Here is a 15922-nt window from a genome sequence, read left to right as displayed (position 1 = left end):
GAGCTACACCGACAGTGCCTTCCAGGTCAGCCCGGCGTCATCCGACCGGTAGACCTCGGCGAACTCGTGGCCGGGACCGCCGCGCACCAGCGTGGCGTGCCGCGAGTCCGAGAACGCCAGGTCCTCGAACGGCGATCCGCCGAGCGTGAGCGGCGTGTCCCACTTCGCACCGGGTCCGCGGTGCACGAACGACCAGTCGCGCCCGGTCGCGGCCACCAGCGCCGCCTCCGGGGACACCGCGAAGCCCGTCGTGATGCCCTCCCGCGGCGGCACGCTGACGGTCTTGAACGGCCCGCTGCCCGCGGCCTGACGCAGTTCCTTCGTCATGTTCCCGAAGCCGGGATCGAAGCTGCACAACGCATAGCGGTCGGCGCCGACCGTGCCGAGCCTGGTCGCCGAGAACTCGGTGCACGGCGCCGGCTGCTCCAGCCAGCCCGCCGGCGACCGGGTCCAGTACCGGTTCTCCACGCCGATGGTCGACAACGAGACCTGACCGGGAGCGATCTCCCCGCGCGACTGGCCCTTGATCTCGACGCCCGGCACCGGTTGCCACGAGCCGAACCACAGCTCGCGGTGGAACAGCCGCGACGACGTGCCGTCGTAGATCACCGCGAGGAACCCGGAGTCGTCGAAGCCCAGCGCGCCAACGGTTCCCTTGATGCCGGACGGTTCCCAGCGCGTGCCGCCGTTGCTCGTGACGAACAGCTGCTCGCCGTCGGTCACCATGCCCGCCGCGTCGTTCGCGAAGAGCACCCGCAGCCGGTCGGTCTCCGGCACGGACAGCGCCGGGGTCTTCACCCGCGTCCACGACGCCCCGCCGTCGAGCGTGCGGACGAGCTGCGGGCAGTTCGCGGTCTGGCACAGGGTGTCGAGGCCCAGCACCCAGCCGCGGTCAGCGGCGGGCCACGACGTCGACGCGGGCACGACCCCGGTGCCCGCCTGCGCGACGGAAGCGGTCAATCCGGTCAGCAGCAACGAAACAGCAAGAACAGCAATGCGTTTCCCCCACATCGCCTTCTCCCCTCAAGAGGCTGATTCCCACTCAACACCCCTTGCCCGTGAAGCGGCAACCACCCACAACGTCACCAAAACCCCCGCACCGCCCGCCAGCACGAGGATCAGCTGCGGGCCGAGAACGTCGATGAGCAGACCACCGACGATGTACGAAACCGCTGCCGCGACACCGATCCCGCCGTAGAAGTTGCCGAACACCCTGCCCGTTCGATCACCCGGTACGAGCCGCTGGATCAACGTGCTGTGCGCGACGTCCATCGCCGCGATTCCCAGTCCCCGCAAGGCTTGCAGCGCGAACGCCGACGCGACGCCCCACGCCAGGCCGGTGAACAGGTTGCCGGCGCTGCTGATCAGGAACCCGGTGACGAGCAAGGTGACCATGCTCCACCGCGCCGATCCCCTGGCCAGCAACGCGTAGCCGAGGAGCAGACCAATGCCGACCGCGCCGAGGACGACACCGGCCACGCTCTCCGACTCGCCGAACACGCCCATCGTCAGCTGCAGCACCGCGACGTCGTCGATGGCGGTGCACGCGACGACACCGCAGAAGCCCAGGAAGACGATCCGCAACGCCCGGTTGCGCCAGATCTCGCTCACACCGGCCTTCACGTCGGTGAACACCGTCTCCCCCGGCTCGGCCGGCACGACGAGTTTCGGCAGGCGCAGCAACAACAACGCCGACAGGCCGAACGAGACCGCGTCCACGAGAAGCACGCCGCGGGTGTCCATGAACTGCAGCAGCACGGCCGCGAGGAACGGCCCGATGACGTCGGCGCTGTTGGATCCGAGGCCCAGCGCGGTGTTCGCCTGCGCGAGGTCCTTCTCCGCGACCAGGCTCGGCACGGCCGCCCGCGAGGCGGGGATGAAGATCTGCCCGATCACGGCCCGCACCCCCACCAGCGCGAGCAGGATCGGCAACGGCGGCAGCGTGAACGCGATGACCGCCAGCAGCACGCCCTGCGCGACCTCGCAGACGATCATGACGGTGCGCCGGTCGAACCTGTCGCTGATGACCCCGGTCAGCGGGCTGAGCAACGACGGCGCGAAATCGCCCACGAGCAGCAGCGCCGCCACCGCGATCGCTTTCCCCAGCACGGACTGCACGTGCACCATCAGCGTGACGAGACTGAGCGCGTCCCCCACAACAGAAACGACCCGTGCGGTGCTGAGCACGCGCAACGGGCCGTTTTCCTTCAGAAGCGTCAGCACATGGCTACTTTGCCAACACCTGGTCGAGCTGGTCAGCCAATTTGTTCATGATCCCGGCGTAGGAGGAGTAGCTCAGCGGGGCGACCGCGTTCCACTCGACGAACCGGCCGGCCTGCACGGCGGGCAGGCCCTGGAAGACCGGGTGGCCCTCCTTCATCTTCTCCGGGCTGAGCACGTGCTGGCGGGTGTCCCACATGATCACGTGCTCTTTGTACGTGCCGGAGTTCTCCCACGACAGCGACTGGAAGTAGCCGCCGCCCTCGGTGTCGGGCTTGTCCGGCGTGAGCAGCGGCAGGCCCAGTTCCTTGACGTACCAGTCGAGGTCCGGGTTGCGGGCGGGCACGGCGACGTAGAAGAGCTTCGGGTCCGCGCCGATGACCTGGATCTTCTGCTTGGCGTCCGTCATCTTCTGACCGATCTCCTTGAGCCGCTCGGAGGCCTTGGTGAACGACTCCTCGTCCGCCTTCACCTTCGCCGAGTCGACGTCGGCGCCGAGCGACTTCGCAAGCTCCTTGAAGCGCTTCACGCCGTCCGGCAGCTGGATCTTCGACTGGCCGATGCCGACCGTCGGGGCGATCTTGGAGACCTTCTCCTCGAACTCGGCGGTGAGGTGCCAGAGCCCGGAGACCTCGGGGTAGTAGCCGGCGACGACCAGGTCGGCGTTCAGCGCGGCGAACTTCTCGAAGTCGATCTCGCCGTAGCCGGGGCCGGTGATGTCGGTGACCTGGCTCGGGTCGATGCTGCCCGCCTCCGGGTCGGTCGTGCCGTCCGCGCGCTTGAGCGGGCCGAACGTGCCGACGACGTTGATGCCGTAGTCCTTGAGAGCGCCCGCGGCGGACACCTGTGCGACGACGCGTTCCGGACGCTTGGGCGCGGTGACCTCCTTACCGCGATCGTCCTTGAAGGACCACTGGCCACTTCCCTGCTCCGTGGGAGCGTTTCCACCGCACCCGGCCACTAGGCCGAGCAGCAGAACCGCGGCGACTGTCCTGCGCACCTGTCCACCTCCTGATTTAGGCTTGCCTAACCTATCAAGAGAGTTCCGGGACCGGGAATGTGCGGTAGGTTGGTCACCGTGCGGAGCCAACTGACGACAGGGCGTCGTTTCGCCGTCGTCGTCGCACTGATGTTGATCGCGGCGTTCGTGCTCCACCCGGCCTGTCCGCCGGAGCCCGCCCACCACGGCGCGTTCACCCCCGGCATCTCCGGCGAGTTCTGCCACCACGGCGACACGCACCACCTGTCGGCCGCCGCTCCCGCGCAGGCCGCCGTCCAGGCGAGTCCCTTCGCCCCCGTCGTGCCGGTCGTGGCGGCCGAGCCCGTCGCGCGTCCCGCCGTCAGAACGCGGTCGTGTCCGTGGCGCTCCGAGCACGTGAGTTCGGGGCGCACCTTGTTGCTCGACCTCGGGATCTCTCGAACCTAGGCCGGCCCCCGCCCCCGACATCGGCCTGCCACCACACTCTTTCGAGGAATCCCCATGTCTGTTCCCGTGCTGCGCGAAAACACGCCCGCGGGCATCGTCGGCAACACTCCGGTGCTCTGGATCGACGAACTCTCCCGCACCTCCCCCACCGGTTTCTGGGCGAAGCTGGAGAGCGCCAACCCCGGCGGTGGCATGAAGGACCGCGCCGCCCTGCACATGATCGGCCGCGCGCTGAACCGCGGTGACCTCCTGCCCGGCGGTCACGTCGTGGAGTCGACCAGCGGCACGCTCGGTCTCGGCCTGGCGCTCGCCGGGGTCGTGCACGGCGTTCCCGTGACGCTCGTGACCGATCCCGGCCTGGAACCGATCATCCGGCGGATGCTGTGCGCCTACGGTGCGACCGTGGACCTCGTGGAGAGTCCACATCCGACCGGAGGCTGGCAGGAGGCACGGCGCGAACGCGTGTCGGCGTTGCTCTCGGAGCTGCCCGGCGCCTACTGCCCCGACCAGTACAACAACCCGGACAACGTGGCCGGGTACGCGCCGCTCGCGCACGAACTGGCCGCGCAGCTCGGTCATGTCGACGTGCTGGTGTGCGCGGTGGGCACCGGTGGCCACTCCGCCGGGGTCGCTTCGGTGCTGCGTCAGCACTTCCCGGCGTTACGACTGGTCGGCGTCGACACGATCGGGTCGACGATCTTCGGCCAGCCCGCGCGGACCCGGCTGATGCGCGGGCTCGGGTCGAGCATCTTCCCGCGCAACGTCGACTACCCGGCGTTCGACCAGGTGCACTGGGTGAACCCCGGCGAGGCGGTGTGGGCGTGCCGGGCCCTGGCCTCGCGGCACTACGCGAGCGGCGGCTGGAGCGTCGGCGCGGTCGCACTGGTGGCGTCCTGGCTGGCGAGGACCTCCCCGCCCGGCACGCGGATCGCCGCGGTGTTCCCGGACGGGCCGCAGCGCTACTTCGACACCGTGTTCAGCGACGAGTACTGCGCTGCCCACGGCCTGATGGGTGTGGTTCCCGCCGTGGATCCGGCCGAGATCTCCTCGGTGGGAGAACGCGAAGTGCTGTCGTGGAGCATGTGCCGGTCCGTTGTGGACCCTCTGGCGGTGACAGCGTGATCGCGCAGTTCCGCTCGTTCGACCGCAGCGTGCAGTTGTTGCTGCTCAACCAGTTCAGCATCAACGTGGGCTTCTACATGTTGATGCCGTACCTCGCCTCGCACCTGTCGGTGACGCTGGCGCTGGCCGGGTGGGCCGTCGGACTCGTCCTGGGGGTGCGGAACTTCGCGCAGCAGGGCATGTTCCTGATCGGCGGGACGCTGGCGGACCGCCTGGGGTACAAGCCTTTGATCGTGGCGGGCTGCGCGTTGCGGACCGGCGGGTTCGCGTTGCTCGGGCTCGTGGACGGGCTGCCGGCGCTGGTGATCGCCTCGGCGGCCACCGGGTTCGCCGGGGCGTTGTTCAACCCTGCCGTACGGGCGTACGTGGCCGCTGATGCCGGGCCACGGCGCGTGGAGGCGTTCGCGTTGTTCAACGTCTTCTACCAGACCGGAATCCTGGTGGGGCCGTTGGTCGGGCTGGCGTTGACGGCCGTGGACTTCCGGCTCACGTGCCTGGTCGCGGCCTTCGTGTTCCTCGTGCTGACGGTGCTGCAGTGGCGGTCGCTGCCCGCACGGGCCGGTTCGCCGTCCGGGGACTCGGTGCTCGCGGACTGGCGGCTGGTCTTCTCCAACCGGCGGTTCGTGCTGTTCGCGCTCGCGATGACCGGCTCGTACGTGCTGTCGTTCCAGGTCTACCTGGCGCTGCCGCTGGCCTCGGGGTCGGCGGTGCTGACCGCCGTGCTGTTCGCGGTGTCGGGCGTGCTGGCGGTGGCGGGCCAGCTCCGGGTGACGGCGTGGGCGCGCGCCCGGCTCGGACCCGACCGGTCGCTGGCCGCCGGGATGGCGGTGCTGGGCCTGGCGTTCCTGCCCGCGATCCACGGCGGCTGGACCGGACTGGTGCTGTGCGCGGCCCTGCTCGCGCTGGGCACGATGGTGGTGTTCCCGTTCGAGATGGACAAGATCGTCTCGTTGTCGGGCGACCGGCTCGTGGCGACGCACTACGGCCTCTACAACACGGTCGTGGGCGTCGGGATCCTGCTCGGCAACCTGCTCACCGGCGTCGGGTTCGACGCCGCCGCGCGTGCTGGTGTGCCGTGGGTGCCGTGGCTCGTTCTCACGGCGCTGGGGCTCGGGTGCGCGTGGGCGTTGAAGAAGTTGGCGGCCCGTGTCGATTCCGCGGTCGCCGGTTCGACGTCCTAGCAGGAGGAAGGTTCCGGATCGGAGGGTCGCCATGATCGCCACGCTCATCGCCACACTGGTCGAGGAGGACCACGCGGAGGACGACGGTGTCCTGGCGCCCGACGACCGGCTGACCTGCCACGTGCACGGGCGCTGGATCCACCAGTGCGTCTCCTCGCCCGTGCACGTCAACCCGGTCACGCGGCACCGCTGGTGCCGTGGCTGCGACTCGCCGCTGGGCGTCGTGGTCGACGAACTCGCCGGTGCCGTCGCGATGCGCTGCCCCCGTTGCGGGCACGGGGGCAGCGCCGCCACCGCCCGTCTGCTCGCCGCGTGCCGTGCCTCGATCGAGGCACACCGGGCCGCCTGATCGGGTGACGTCGACCGAATTGCCCCTTTGGTCCAATATATTGCTCTTCGTGTCCATTTCCTCACGCATCGCCGCTGTCCTGGCCGCCACTGCGGGAATCGCGCTGGTGACCGCGTCGCCCGCGCTCGCCGACGACCTCGTGGACGTCGAGTTCGACGGTCCCGTGCTCGTCGTCGGCGGACCGCTCGTCGACCTCGACTGAACCCCTGCCCCCGTTCGGCCGTACGCCTCCTCAGAAGCCGCATTCCGACTCCTGAGGAGGCCGCGTGCCCGGCCGTGCTGCAAGGACTACCGCTTTGGCCGCCGTGATCGCCGCGACGGTGGTGTCGATGCCTTCGGCGCACGCGCAACCCGCCGACGACGCGTTGAAGGTCTACAACGACCTGACGCGAGAGGCCGAGAAGCTCAGCCAGGACCACCTCAAGGCGCAGAGCGACCTGTCGAGGGCGAACGGGATCGTGGTCGCCGCCACTGAGGCGGAGAAGAAGGCGCTGGCCGAGTCGGAGCAGTTCCGCGGCCAGGTCGACACGCTGACCGAGGCGACGTTCGAGGGCGCCCGGCTCAACGACCTGTCGGCGTTCCTGACCTCGTCGTCCCAGCAGGACTTCCTGGAACGCATGCAGGCCATGAACATCATCGCCGCCGACCAGAACGAGGCGGTGTCGCGCATGAACGCCACGCTGGCCGCGGCCACGAAGGCGCGCACCGACGCCGCCACCGCCGCGTCCGCCGCGGAGAAGTTCGCCACCGACGTCTCCACGCGCAAGGTCGCCATGGAGCAGCAGGTGTCCACCGCGCGGACGAAGTACCAGTCGTTGTCCGCGCCGCAGAAGCAGACACTGGCCAGCACCGGTCCCAAGGTCACCGTGAACGCGCCCGCGGGTGCGGCCGGCGTCGCGCTCACCTTCGCGCTGGGCGAGCAGGGCAAGCCGTACGTGTTCGGTTCGAACGGACCCAACTCGTGGGACTGCTCGTCGCTGATGCAGGCCGCCTACCGCGCAGCGGGGGTGTCCATTCCGCGCGTCACCTACGACCAGGCGAAGGTCGGCCGCGGCGTGGGTCGCGGCGAGGTCGCGCCCGGCGACCTCATCATCTACTACGCAGGTCAGTCGCATGTGGCCATGGCCGTGGACGGCACCCGCGCCGTGCACGCGTCCACCGAGGGCGTGCCGGTGAAGATCGCGAACATCGACTCGATCGGACCCATTTCGGTGATTCGCCGGGTTGTCGGGTGACGCTTCTCTCCCACCCCGCGATAAACCCACGTGGACCACTGTGAGAGCGTGCCTCCAGGTGAACTGCTGAGGACCTGGTGCTAGACGAAGGCAAGGTCATTCCGTAACCTGTCCGAGACCTTCGGCCCAGCAGTTAACCCACTCGGGGCACACGCCAAGGTTGTCGCCTTACGCGGAGTAGTTCTCGCGGGCGACTGCCAGGAAAAAGGAGGACCCGCGACGTGGTGTCGCAACCCTCACGCCGCATCGTGCGTGGAGCACTCGTGGCGACGGCAGCTGTCGTCGCAGCAGCACTCCCCACGGCTCCGGCCACCGCACAGCCCAACGCCGCGGACGCGCTCAAGAAGTACAACGAGCTGTCCGAGCAGGCGTCCAAGCTCAACCAGGACCACCTCAAGGCCCAGGACGACCTGAAGGCCAAGCAGGGTGAGCTGGACAAGGCCAAGGGCGACCTGGCCGAGGCTCAGAAGGCCGAGGAAGCACTCCGCGGTCAGGTGGACCTCCTCACCGAGGCCACCAACTCGGGCGCGAACTTCAGCCAGATCTCCGCGCTGCTGGTGAGCGACTCGCAGCAGGACTTCCTCAACCGCATGTCGGCCATCAACATCCTCGCGGCCGACAACGCGGACGCGCTGCAGAAGCTGACCGACGCCGTGAGCAAGGCGGACGCGGCGACGAAGTCGGCCAACGAGGCGACCGAGACGTCGAAGAAGCTCCTCGCCGAGATGGACCAGAAGAAGGCTGATCTCGACAAGCAGCTCGGCGAGGCGCAGACCCAGTACCGGTCGCTCAGCTCCTCGGTGAAGAACCAGCTGGCCGCGTCCGGCGACATGTCGAACATCAACGTGCCGGCGGGCACGGCGGGCCGAGCGCTGCAGTTCGCGCTCGACCAGCGCGGCGAGCCCTACGTCTACGGCTCCAACGGCCCGGACTCGTGGGACTGCTCGTCGCTGATCCAGAAGGCGTACGCCTCGGCGGGCGTGTCGATCGGTCGCACCAGCTACGCGCAGGCGGCCGCCGGTCGCTCGGTCAGCCGTAGCGAGGTCAAGGCCGGCGACATCATCGTCTACTACTCGAGCCAGTCCCACGTGGCGATGGCGGTGGACGGCATTCGCGCCGTGCACGCCTCGACCGAGGGTGTGCCGGTGAAGATCGCCGACATCGACTCGATCGGCCCGATCTCGGTCATCCGCCGCATCGAGGGCTGACGTTCCAGTTCTTGTCGAACGCCCCTTGCCCCTCCGGGCAGGGGGCGTTTTTCACTCCCTCGGGTGCACGTGCCGGACTGACCCGGCGGGAACGGCGCGCCCTGACTAGGTTCCGCTTCGGGCGCCGCCGAATCGGGCGGCCGTCGTCGTCCGAAGTGGAGTTTTGAGTGGACACCTTGCAAGCCGGGCAGGAAATCACCCGCGGCCAGCAGTTGACGAGCGTCAACGGGTACATGCTGACCCTGCAGTCCGACGGGAACCTCGTGCTCTCGGAGAACACCGGCACGGTGTGGGCCAGCGGCACCGACGGCAAGGGCGCGGTGCGGGCCACCCTGCAGGACGACGGCAACTTCGTGCTCTACACGAGCGACGAGAACGCCGTGTGGTCCACCGGCACCCAGGGCAACGAGGGCTCGCGCCTGGTCCTGCAGGACGACAGGAACCTGGTCGTGTTCGCCGCCGACGGCAGCGCGAAGTGGGCCAGCAACACCAACACCGACTCGCCGCAGCCCACCCCCGAGGCGGCCGCTCCGGCTCCAGCCCCGGTCGAGGAGGCCCCGGCCGCGCCCGCCGCTCCGGCCGTGCAGACCTACACCGTCGAGGGTGGCGACTCGCTGTGGGCGATCGCCGAGCGCTTCTACGGCGACGGCAACCGCTACGGCGAGATCGCGTCCGCCAACGGGATCTCGAACCCGGACCTCATCCACCCCGGTCAGGTGCTGACCATTCCCTGATCCCGGGGCTGTTCACGAAACGGGCCGGATCCCCTCATCCCCGAGGAGGTCCGGCCCGTTTCGCACGTCAGGCGTGATCCACGCTGATTCCACCTGACCGAGAATTCCGCTCAGCCGGTCTGCTCCTGGCGCGCGATGGCGAAGGCCGGGTTGCCCTCGTCGTCCTGGCGCACGTCGAGGACCTTGTCCTCCAGGTACTGGGCTGCGGCCGGCTCCAGGATGACCTTGGCCCCGGCGGGCGCGGCCACCACCTCGTCCCCGTCGACGGGCTGGCTCAGCGACAGCTCCAGGGCGGCCTGACTGTTCTGTTCGGCGGCCAGGGCAAAGCGCAGGCCGGTGTCGTCGGTGGTGCCTTCGGACTGCGAGGTCAGCTCGTTGATGACCTCGGCAGCCATCGGCGTCACTTCGAGCATGTCGGCCCCTAACATCGGAAACAAGAAACTCGTTCCGTGTTCCCGGCCTGGTCCGTTCTCAATCACCGATTGACGAAGTCCCAGGTCAGCGGGCCGCAGCGGGCGTTGCCGCCCGGCTGACGGGCGTGCCGGACCGACACCCACCTCGTTCGCGGCCCGGCCACGGGACCAACGCGCTCAGGCTCGCGCGAGGGCTCTCGCCCGGCCCACCAACCCCGTCACGCGACGCGGTGCGCCTGCCGTGACACCTCGTTGCGCACGTGCCCGCAGGCCGAGCACACCCGCGGCACCGGCACGAGCTCGGCGACCAGCTTCCACGAGTCGGCGAACGACGGCACCTCCTGCCCAGGCGTGAGCAGGCTGTCGAGCACCTCCTGGCGGCGCCGCCCCTTCTCGCGGCTGCGCTCCACCGGGTCGCGCCGATGGGCCAGGGCACGCGACTCCGCCCGTGCGCGCTCGCCGTCCGACGTGAGGCCGGTGGCGCGGCGTGGGGCGTGCAGGGCGGCGTTGCGGCGGTTCACCCGGTACCACTCGCCGAGCGAGACGCCGGACAGCGGCGGCTTGGCGAGGCCCGCGCCGTCCGCCGTCCAGGTGCGCAGGCGGGCGCGCAGGAACTCGTGGGCCACCTGGGCCCGCGAACGAGGGCGGCCCTGGCGGGTGCCGTCCGGCTTCTTGTCGATGGCCACGAGCAGGGCGTCGACGCACCAGCCCGCCGTGAACCACGGTTCGAGCAGGCGCCGGACCCAGCGGCGGTCGGCGTCCGGCCACGAGGCACGCACGCACAGGGACTCGACGGCGACGTCCACGTCCGCGTCGGTGGACGGAACCACGCGGCCTGGCCAGCGACGGGCTTCGATCTGCATCGGAAACTGACCTCCTCCAGCAAGCCTTGCGAACACCTGTTCGACAGGATGCCACGGGGGTCTGACAAAAAATGAACCTCCACCGCCTGACCAGGCAAAACTCACCCGTTCAGCAGAGCCCGACCGGGGTGGCGGCGTGGTCGCCGGGCACCGCCCGATCCCAGCGCTAACCTGCGCGAATGACCCACCATGAGCCCCACGACGAGGTCACCGGCGACCGGATGAACTGGCTGCGCGCGGGAGTCCTCGGCGCCAACGACGGCATCGTCTCGACCGCCAGCCTCGTGGTCGGCGTCGCCGGTGCCACCACGGACCGCGCCCAGATCCTCGTCGCGGGCCTCGCCGGCCTCTTCGCGGGCGCGATGTCCATGGCCAGCGGCGAGTACGTGTCCGTCAGCAGCCAGCGCGACGCCGAACGCGCCCTCCTCGCCCAGGAACGCGCGGAGCTGCGGGACATGCCGGAGCAGGAGCTCCAAGAGCTCACGGAGATCTACGAGGGCAAAGGCCTCGACGCGGAGACCGCCGAAGAGGTCGCCAAGCAGCTCACCAAGCACGACGCCCTGGCCGCCCACGCCGAGGCCGAGCTGCACATCGACCCGGACGAGCTGACGAACCCGTGGGGCGCCGCCATCGCGAGCTTCATCTCGTTCACCATCGGGGCGCTGCTCCCCCTCGCCGCGATCGCGTTCACGAGCACCACCCTGCGCGTGCCGGTCACGATCGTCGCCGCGATCCTCGCCCTGGCCCTCACCGGCTTCGTCAGCGCCAGGCTCAGCGGCGCGGACAAGCGGCGGGCGATCGTCCGCAACGTCGTGGGCGGCCTGATCGCCATGGGCGTCACCTATGCGATCGGTTCGCTGGTCGGCCAAAGCATTGGTTGACCCCGAACTGGGTATTGCGGTGGGCATGAGCGAAGAACGTGGCGCGTACATCCAGGAGAGCGGCGCCGAGGGCCTCGACGAGGACAACCTCGGCCACGACCCGTTGGAGACCGAGCCGGAGGAAGGCTGGGCCGAGTCCAACAGGTACGGGACGACCGAGTACGAGCAGGCGCACCCACGACCGCTTGATGAACGCCTCAAAGAAGAACGCAGCGATGTCGGCGAGACGGGTGCATGATCGAACCATGAGCCTCGGCCTCCCGGACAAGATCACAGCGCTGCTGTTCGACCTCGACGGCGTGCTCACGAGCACCGCCGTGCTGCACCGGCAGGCGTGGCGGCAGACGTTCGAAGCCATGGGTCAGCCGTTCAGCGAGCAGGACTACCTCGCGTACGTGGACGGAAAGCCGCGCTACGACGGTGTCCGCAGCTTTCTGACCTCGCGCGGCCTCACGCCGTCGGAGGACGAGATCCGCCGCATCGGCGACCAGAAGAACGACCTCGTCAACGAGATCATCGACAAGGAGGGCATCACGCCGTACCCCGCGTCGGTCAACTACCTCAAGGCCGCGCGCGAGGCCGGCCTGCCCATCGGCGTCGTCACCTCCTCGGCCAACGCCATGCGCGTGCTGAAGTCCGGCAACCTGCTCGACTACGTCGACGCGCTGGTGGACGGCAACGTGATCACCGCGTCGAACCTGCGCGGCAAACCGGCGCCGGACTCGTTCGTCGAGGGCGCCAGAAGACTGAAGACGGCACCGGAGAACGCCGCGGTGTTCGAGGACGCGCTCGCGGGCGTGCAGGCGGGACACGACGGCGGCTTCGGGTACGTCGTGGGCGTCGACCGCGGCCACCAGCGCGACGCGCTGAAGTCGCACGGCGCGGACGTGGTCGTCGACGAGCTCGACGAGCTGCTCTCATGAGCTACGCGGTCGAACCGTGGCAGCTGCGCTGGCAGGGCCTGTCGGTGGACGACCTGCACCAGACCGAGTCGACGTTCGCGCTGGCCAACGGCCACATCGGGCTGCGCGGCACGCTCGACGAGGGCGAGCCGCGCGGTCTGCCCGGCACGTACCTCAACGGCTTCTACGAAGAGCACCAGCTGCCGTACGGCGAGGGTGGCTACGGCTACCCGGAGGCGGGCCAGACCGTCGTCAACGTCACCGACGGCAAGATCATCCGGCTGCTGGTCGAGGACGAGCCGCTGGATATGCGCTACGGCAACGCGATCGAGCACGAACGCACGCTCGACTTCCGCACCGGCACGTTGCGCCGCCGCACGGTCTGGGAATCGCCGACGGGCAGGCGTGTGACCGTGCGCAGCGAACGGCTCGTGTCGTTCACACAGCGCGCGGTCGTCGCCATCCGCTACGAGGTCGAGCCGATGGACGCCCTGCAGCTCGTGGTGCAGTCCGACCTGCTCGCGAACGAACCGGTCGCGAGCCGCAGCAACGATCCCCGCGTCGCCGCCGCGCTGGACGCTCCGCTGGTCAACGACTTCAAGATGGCGGAGAAGACGCGGGCCGTGCTGTGCCACCGCACCAAGGTGTCCGGTCTGCGGATGGCCGCCGCGATGGACCACGAGGTCGAGGTCGACGGCGTGGACGTGCACACCGAGATCCGCGCGGAGGACGACCTGGCCCGGTTCACCGCAGCCGTCGACGTGCCTGCGGGCGGGTGCCTGAAGCTGACCAAGTACCTGGCCTACGGCTGGTCGGGGCAGCGGTCGACGCCGGCGTTGCGGGCGCAGGTCGAGGCGGCGTTGGCGGGCGCGTGCCAGACCGGCTGGGACGGGCTCGTCCAGGAGCAGAAGGCGTTCCTGGACGACTTCTGGGAGGTCGCCGACATCGAGATCGACGGCGACGACCAGTTGCAGCAGGCGATCAGGTTCGCGCTGTTCCACATCCTGCAGGCCGGGGCGCGCGGCGAGTCCCGTGCCATCCCGGGAAAAGGCCTCACCGGACCGGGCTACGACGGCCACGCGTTCTGGGACACCGAGATGTTCGTGCTCCCGGTGCTCACCTACACGCTGCCCGACGCCGCCCGCGACGCGCTGCGCTGGCGGCACGCCACTTTGGACAAAGCCCGCGACCGCGCGAAGGTGTTGGGGCTCAAGGGAGCCGCGTTCCCGTGGCGTTCGATCAACGGCGCCGAGTGCAGTGCGTACTGGCCGGCGGGCACGGCCGCGTTCCACGTCTCCGGCGACGTCGCCTACGCCACCCAGCAGTACCTGAACGCCACCGGTGACGAGGACTTCGACCGCGACCAAGCCACCGAGATCCTCGTGGAGACCGCACGGCTGTGGTCCTCGTTGGGCCATCACGACCGGCACGACGGGTTCCGCATCGACGGCGTGACGGGCCCGGACGAGTACTCGGCGATCGTCGACAACAACGTCTACACGAACCTGATCGCCCAGCAGAACCTGCGGGCGGCCGCCGATGCCGCCGAACGGAATCCCTGTGACGCGACGGAAGAAGAGATCGCGGCCTGGCGCAGGGCCGCGGACGCGATGGCGATCCCGTACGACGAGATGCTCGAAGTGCATCCGCAGGCGGACAACTTCACCAAGCACGCCGAGTGGGACTTCGAGAACACCCCGGAGGAGAAGTACCCGCTGCTGCTGCACTTCCCGTACTTCGACCTGTACCGCCGCCAGGTGGTGAAGCAGGCGGACCTGGTGCTCGCGATGCACGTCCGTGGCGACGTGTTCACCGACGAGGAGAAGGCCCGCAACTTCGCCTACTACGAGGCCCGCACGGTGCGCGACTCGTCGTTGTCGGCGGGCACGCAGGCGGTGCTGGCGGCCGAGGTCGGGCACCTCGGGCTGGCGTTCGACTACCTGGTCGAGGCGGCGTTCACCGATCTGCACGACCTGCACAGCAACGTCACCAACGGCCTGCACATGGCGTCGCTGGCGGGTGCGTGGACGGCGCTGGTGGCCGGGTTCGGCGGCATGCGCGACCACGGCGGCGAGCTCACGTTCGCGCCGCGGATGCCGGACCAGCTGACCCGCTTCTCGTTCCGGATGTCCTTCCAGGGCACGAGAATCTCCGTGGACGTGTGCGCGGGCGAGGCCACCTATCGGATCGTGGACGGCACATCGCTGACCACGAAGCACCACGGTGAGCCGATCACGATCACGGCGGACGCTCCGGTGACCATGCCGATCCCGAAGGCTCCCGACCTCGAGCGACCTCCGTCGCCGTTCGGCCGGGAGCCTCGTCGGCATCAGGGCTGATCGGCTCGGGCGACTGCCGGATCCGGCCAGCCTCGCGAGAGGGGGAGCCGACCGGATCGGAGCGCGTCGCGCTGCTGGGTCACCCAGTGCTCGATCTGATCCGCGGATTCCGCGACGGGCCGGTCCGTGGTGTCGACCACGTGGGTGGACCACCGCTGATCGTCGGCGGTCCACCCGCTCCACCGGTGCCAGGCCATCCGGGGCCAGCCGCCGTCGATGACGGCCTCGGGCAGGTGCCGGGGATTCCTGGCGTGCTCGCGGTGCCAGGCGGCCCAGCCGAGGAAGGCGTCGACCGCCGGAGCGTCCCACCGGCCCGCGTCGCGCGTGGTGAGTCTGCTCCGCCTGACCTCGTCGGACACGTCGACCAGGCACACCGCGATTCCCTCCAGCAGCGGGGCGCTGGGAGCGGCCAGCACCTCTCCCAGCGGGGATTGCCCGGTGAGCAGGAGGTCGACCCCGCGGTCCTGGTACTCCAGCGCGCGACGCACCCACATCTCGGTCTCGCGGTGGCGCCAGTGGCGATCGGCGCTGTCGGGTACGCCGACCTCGTCGAAGTCGTGCACGGCGAGCCGCTCCAGCCGGTCGCCCGCGGAGAAGGCGAGCGTGGTCTTGCCCGAACAGCTGGAGCCGGTCAGCTTGAGCAGCATCGCACCAGGGTGGCAGGCCGGGAGTGGTGTCCTCGAAAGGTTTTCCCGGCCTGCGAGACCGCGCCCCTAGCCCAGCCGGGAGACCTGGTAATGCGCGATCAGGTCTCCCTTCACCAGCACGCTCAGGTTGACGGTGATGGTCGGCCGGTCGACGAACGAGAAATCGACGGCCAAATAGCCGAGAACCAGATCGTCGGCCAGCCGGCGCGTTTCCAGAATCTTGTACTCGGCCTTCAGACCGATGGGCTGGGAATCGTAGTAGGCGGCCACTGCCCGCCGTCCGACTCCGTAGGGGTGCAGCCCCTGGAAAATGGCGTCCTCGGTGAAGTTCGACGCCACGCGCTCGGGATCGTGCGCGTCCACGGCGTCCTTCCACCGGTCCATGACGTCTTCGAGGACCAT

At 69.4% G+C, this 15922-nt stretch carries 19 protein-coding genes; 12 read left to right on the top strand and 7 right to left on the bottom strand.

Going from position 1 to position 15922, the window contains the following annotated elements:
• Positions 1 to 3: 3 nt before the first annotated feature.
• From ACH413_RS19050 to ACH413_RS19040, 3 genes are read right to left on the bottom strand one after another with little or no spacing between them, the layout of a single operon-like run.
• A complete protein-coding gene (locus tag ACH413_RS19050) occupies positions 4 to 1011 on the bottom strand; it encodes a hypothetical protein (RefSeq protein ID WP_360034368.1) in 1008 nt (335 codons plus the stop codon).
• 12 nt (positions 1012 to 1023) lie between these two features.
• Entirely contained in the window at positions 1024 to 2223 is a 1200-nt protein-coding gene (locus ACH413_RS19045) for an MFS transporter (protein ID WP_360034373.1), read from the bottom strand.
• Between the two features lie 4 nt (positions 2224 to 2227).
• Complete coding sequence (locus ACH413_RS19040) at positions 2228 to 3220, bottom strand: ABC transporter substrate-binding protein (protein ID WP_360034376.1); 993 nt, start codon at positions 3218 to 3220, stop codon at positions 2228 to 2230.
• 78 nt (positions 3221 to 3298) lie between these two features.
• Here ACH413_RS19040 and ACH413_RS19035 point away from each other — a divergent pair, with 78 nt between their 5' ends.
• From ACH413_RS19035 to ACH413_RS19000, 8 genes are all read left to right on the top strand, one after another.
• Positions 3299 to 3646 (top strand): hypothetical protein, encoded by a 348-nt coding sequence (locus ACH413_RS19035; RefSeq protein WP_360034379.1) that lies wholly within the window; start codon positions 3299 to 3301, stop codon positions 3644 to 3646.
• 54 nt (positions 3647 to 3700) lie between these two features.
• On the top strand, positions 3701 to 4768 hold the full coding sequence (locus tag ACH413_RS19030) for a PLP-dependent cysteine synthase family protein (RefSeq protein WP_360034382.1): 1068 nt from the start codon (positions 3701 to 3703) through the stop codon (positions 4766 to 4768).
• The gene (locus tag ACH413_RS19025; RefSeq protein ID WP_360034385.1) at positions 4765 to 5949 is read left to right on the top strand and encodes an MFS transporter; all 1185 of its coding nucleotides are present in this window, start codon (positions 4765 to 4767) and stop codon (positions 5947 to 5949) included. Before ACH413_RS19030 ends, ACH413_RS19025 begins: the two co-directional genes overlap by 4 nt.
• A gap of 31 nt (positions 5950 to 5980) precedes the next feature.
• Positions 5981 to 6298, top strand: a complete 318-nt coding sequence (locus ACH413_RS19020) for a hypothetical protein (protein WP_319981111.1) — start codon at positions 5981 to 5983, stop codon at positions 6296 to 6298.
• Between the two features lie 49 nt (positions 6299 to 6347).
• The gene (locus tag ACH413_RS19015; RefSeq protein WP_360034388.1) at positions 6348 to 6500 is read left to right on the top strand and encodes a hypothetical protein; all 153 of its coding nucleotides are present in this window, start codon (positions 6348 to 6350) and stop codon (positions 6498 to 6500) included.
• Positions 6501 to 6564: 64 nt separating this feature from the next.
• Positions 6565 to 7533, top strand: a complete 969-nt coding sequence (locus tag ACH413_RS19010) for a C40 family peptidase (RefSeq protein WP_360034390.1) — start codon at positions 6565 to 6567, stop codon at positions 7531 to 7533.
• A 263-nt stretch (positions 7534 to 7796) separates the two neighbouring features.
• Positions 7797 to 8741, top strand: a complete 945-nt coding sequence (locus ACH413_RS19005) for an NlpC/P60 family protein (RefSeq protein ID WP_360034393.1) — start codon at positions 7797 to 7799, stop codon at positions 8739 to 8741.
• Positions 8742 to 8908: 167 nt separating this feature from the next.
• A complete protein-coding gene (locus ACH413_RS19000) occupies positions 8909 to 9475 on the top strand; it encodes a LysM peptidoglycan-binding domain-containing protein (RefSeq protein WP_360034396.1) in 567 nt (188 codons plus the stop codon).
• A gap of 110 nt (positions 9476 to 9585) precedes the next feature.
• On the opposite strand, the gene ACH413_RS18995 is transcribed toward ACH413_RS19000, so the two are convergent.
• Together ACH413_RS18995 and ACH413_RS18990 are read right to left on the bottom strand one after the other, a co-directional pair.
• Positions 9586 to 9888, bottom strand: coding sequence for an iron-sulfur cluster biosynthesis protein (locus tag ACH413_RS18995; RefSeq protein ID WP_360034399.1), 303 nt, complete (start codon positions 9886 to 9888; stop codon positions 9586 to 9588).
• 218 nt (positions 9889 to 10106) lie between these two features.
• The gene (locus tag ACH413_RS18990) at positions 10107 to 10751 is read right to left on the bottom strand and encodes a hypothetical protein (protein WP_360034402.1); all 645 of its coding nucleotides are present in this window, start codon (positions 10749 to 10751) and stop codon (positions 10107 to 10109) included.
• Between the two features lie 179 nt (positions 10752 to 10930).
• Between ACH413_RS18990 and ACH413_RS18985 the strand changes: the two genes are divergently transcribed.
• Genes ACH413_RS18985 through ACH413_RS18970 form a run of 4 tightly spaced genes read left to right on the top strand, consistent with a single transcriptional unit; the run spans position 10931 to position 14873 of the window.
• Positions 10931 to 11632 carry a VIT family protein gene (locus ACH413_RS18985; RefSeq protein WP_360034405.1) on the top strand — a complete coding sequence of 234 codons (702 nt, stop codon included), beginning with the start codon at positions 10931 to 10933 and terminating at the stop codon, positions 11630 to 11632.
• Between the two features lie 25 nt (positions 11633 to 11657).
• Complete coding sequence (locus ACH413_RS18980; RefSeq protein WP_360034408.1) at positions 11658 to 11870, top strand: hypothetical protein; 213 nt, start codon at positions 11658 to 11660, stop codon at positions 11868 to 11870.
• 7 nt (positions 11871 to 11877) lie between these two features.
• Entirely contained in the window at positions 11878 to 12555 is a 678-nt protein-coding gene (locus ACH413_RS18975) for a beta-phosphoglucomutase family hydrolase (protein ID WP_360034411.1), read from the top strand.
• Entirely contained in the window at positions 12552 to 14873 is a 2322-nt protein-coding gene (locus tag ACH413_RS18970; protein ID WP_360034414.1) for a glycosyl hydrolase family 65 protein, read from the top strand. Before ACH413_RS18975 ends, ACH413_RS18970 begins: the two co-directional genes overlap by 4 nt.
• Here the strand turns inward: ACH413_RS18970 and ACH413_RS18965 are convergent.
• Positions 14864 to 15520, bottom strand: a complete 657-nt coding sequence (locus tag ACH413_RS18965; RefSeq protein ID WP_360034417.1) for a hypothetical protein — start codon at positions 15518 to 15520, stop codon at positions 14864 to 14866. The genes ACH413_RS18970 and ACH413_RS18965 overlap by 10 nt on opposite strands.
• A 66-nt stretch (positions 15521 to 15586) precedes the next feature.
• Positions 15587 to 15922, bottom strand: coding sequence for a hypothetical protein (locus tag ACH413_RS18960; RefSeq protein WP_360034420.1), 336 nt, complete (start codon positions 15920 to 15922; stop codon positions 15587 to 15589).

The organism is Lentzea sp. NPDC020367 (assembly GCF_044387305.1).
Taxonomy (GTDB): Bacteria; Actinomycetota; Actinomycetes; order Mycobacteriales; family Pseudonocardiaceae; genus Lentzea.
This window is presented reverse-complemented; position numbering and strand designations above follow the sequence as displayed.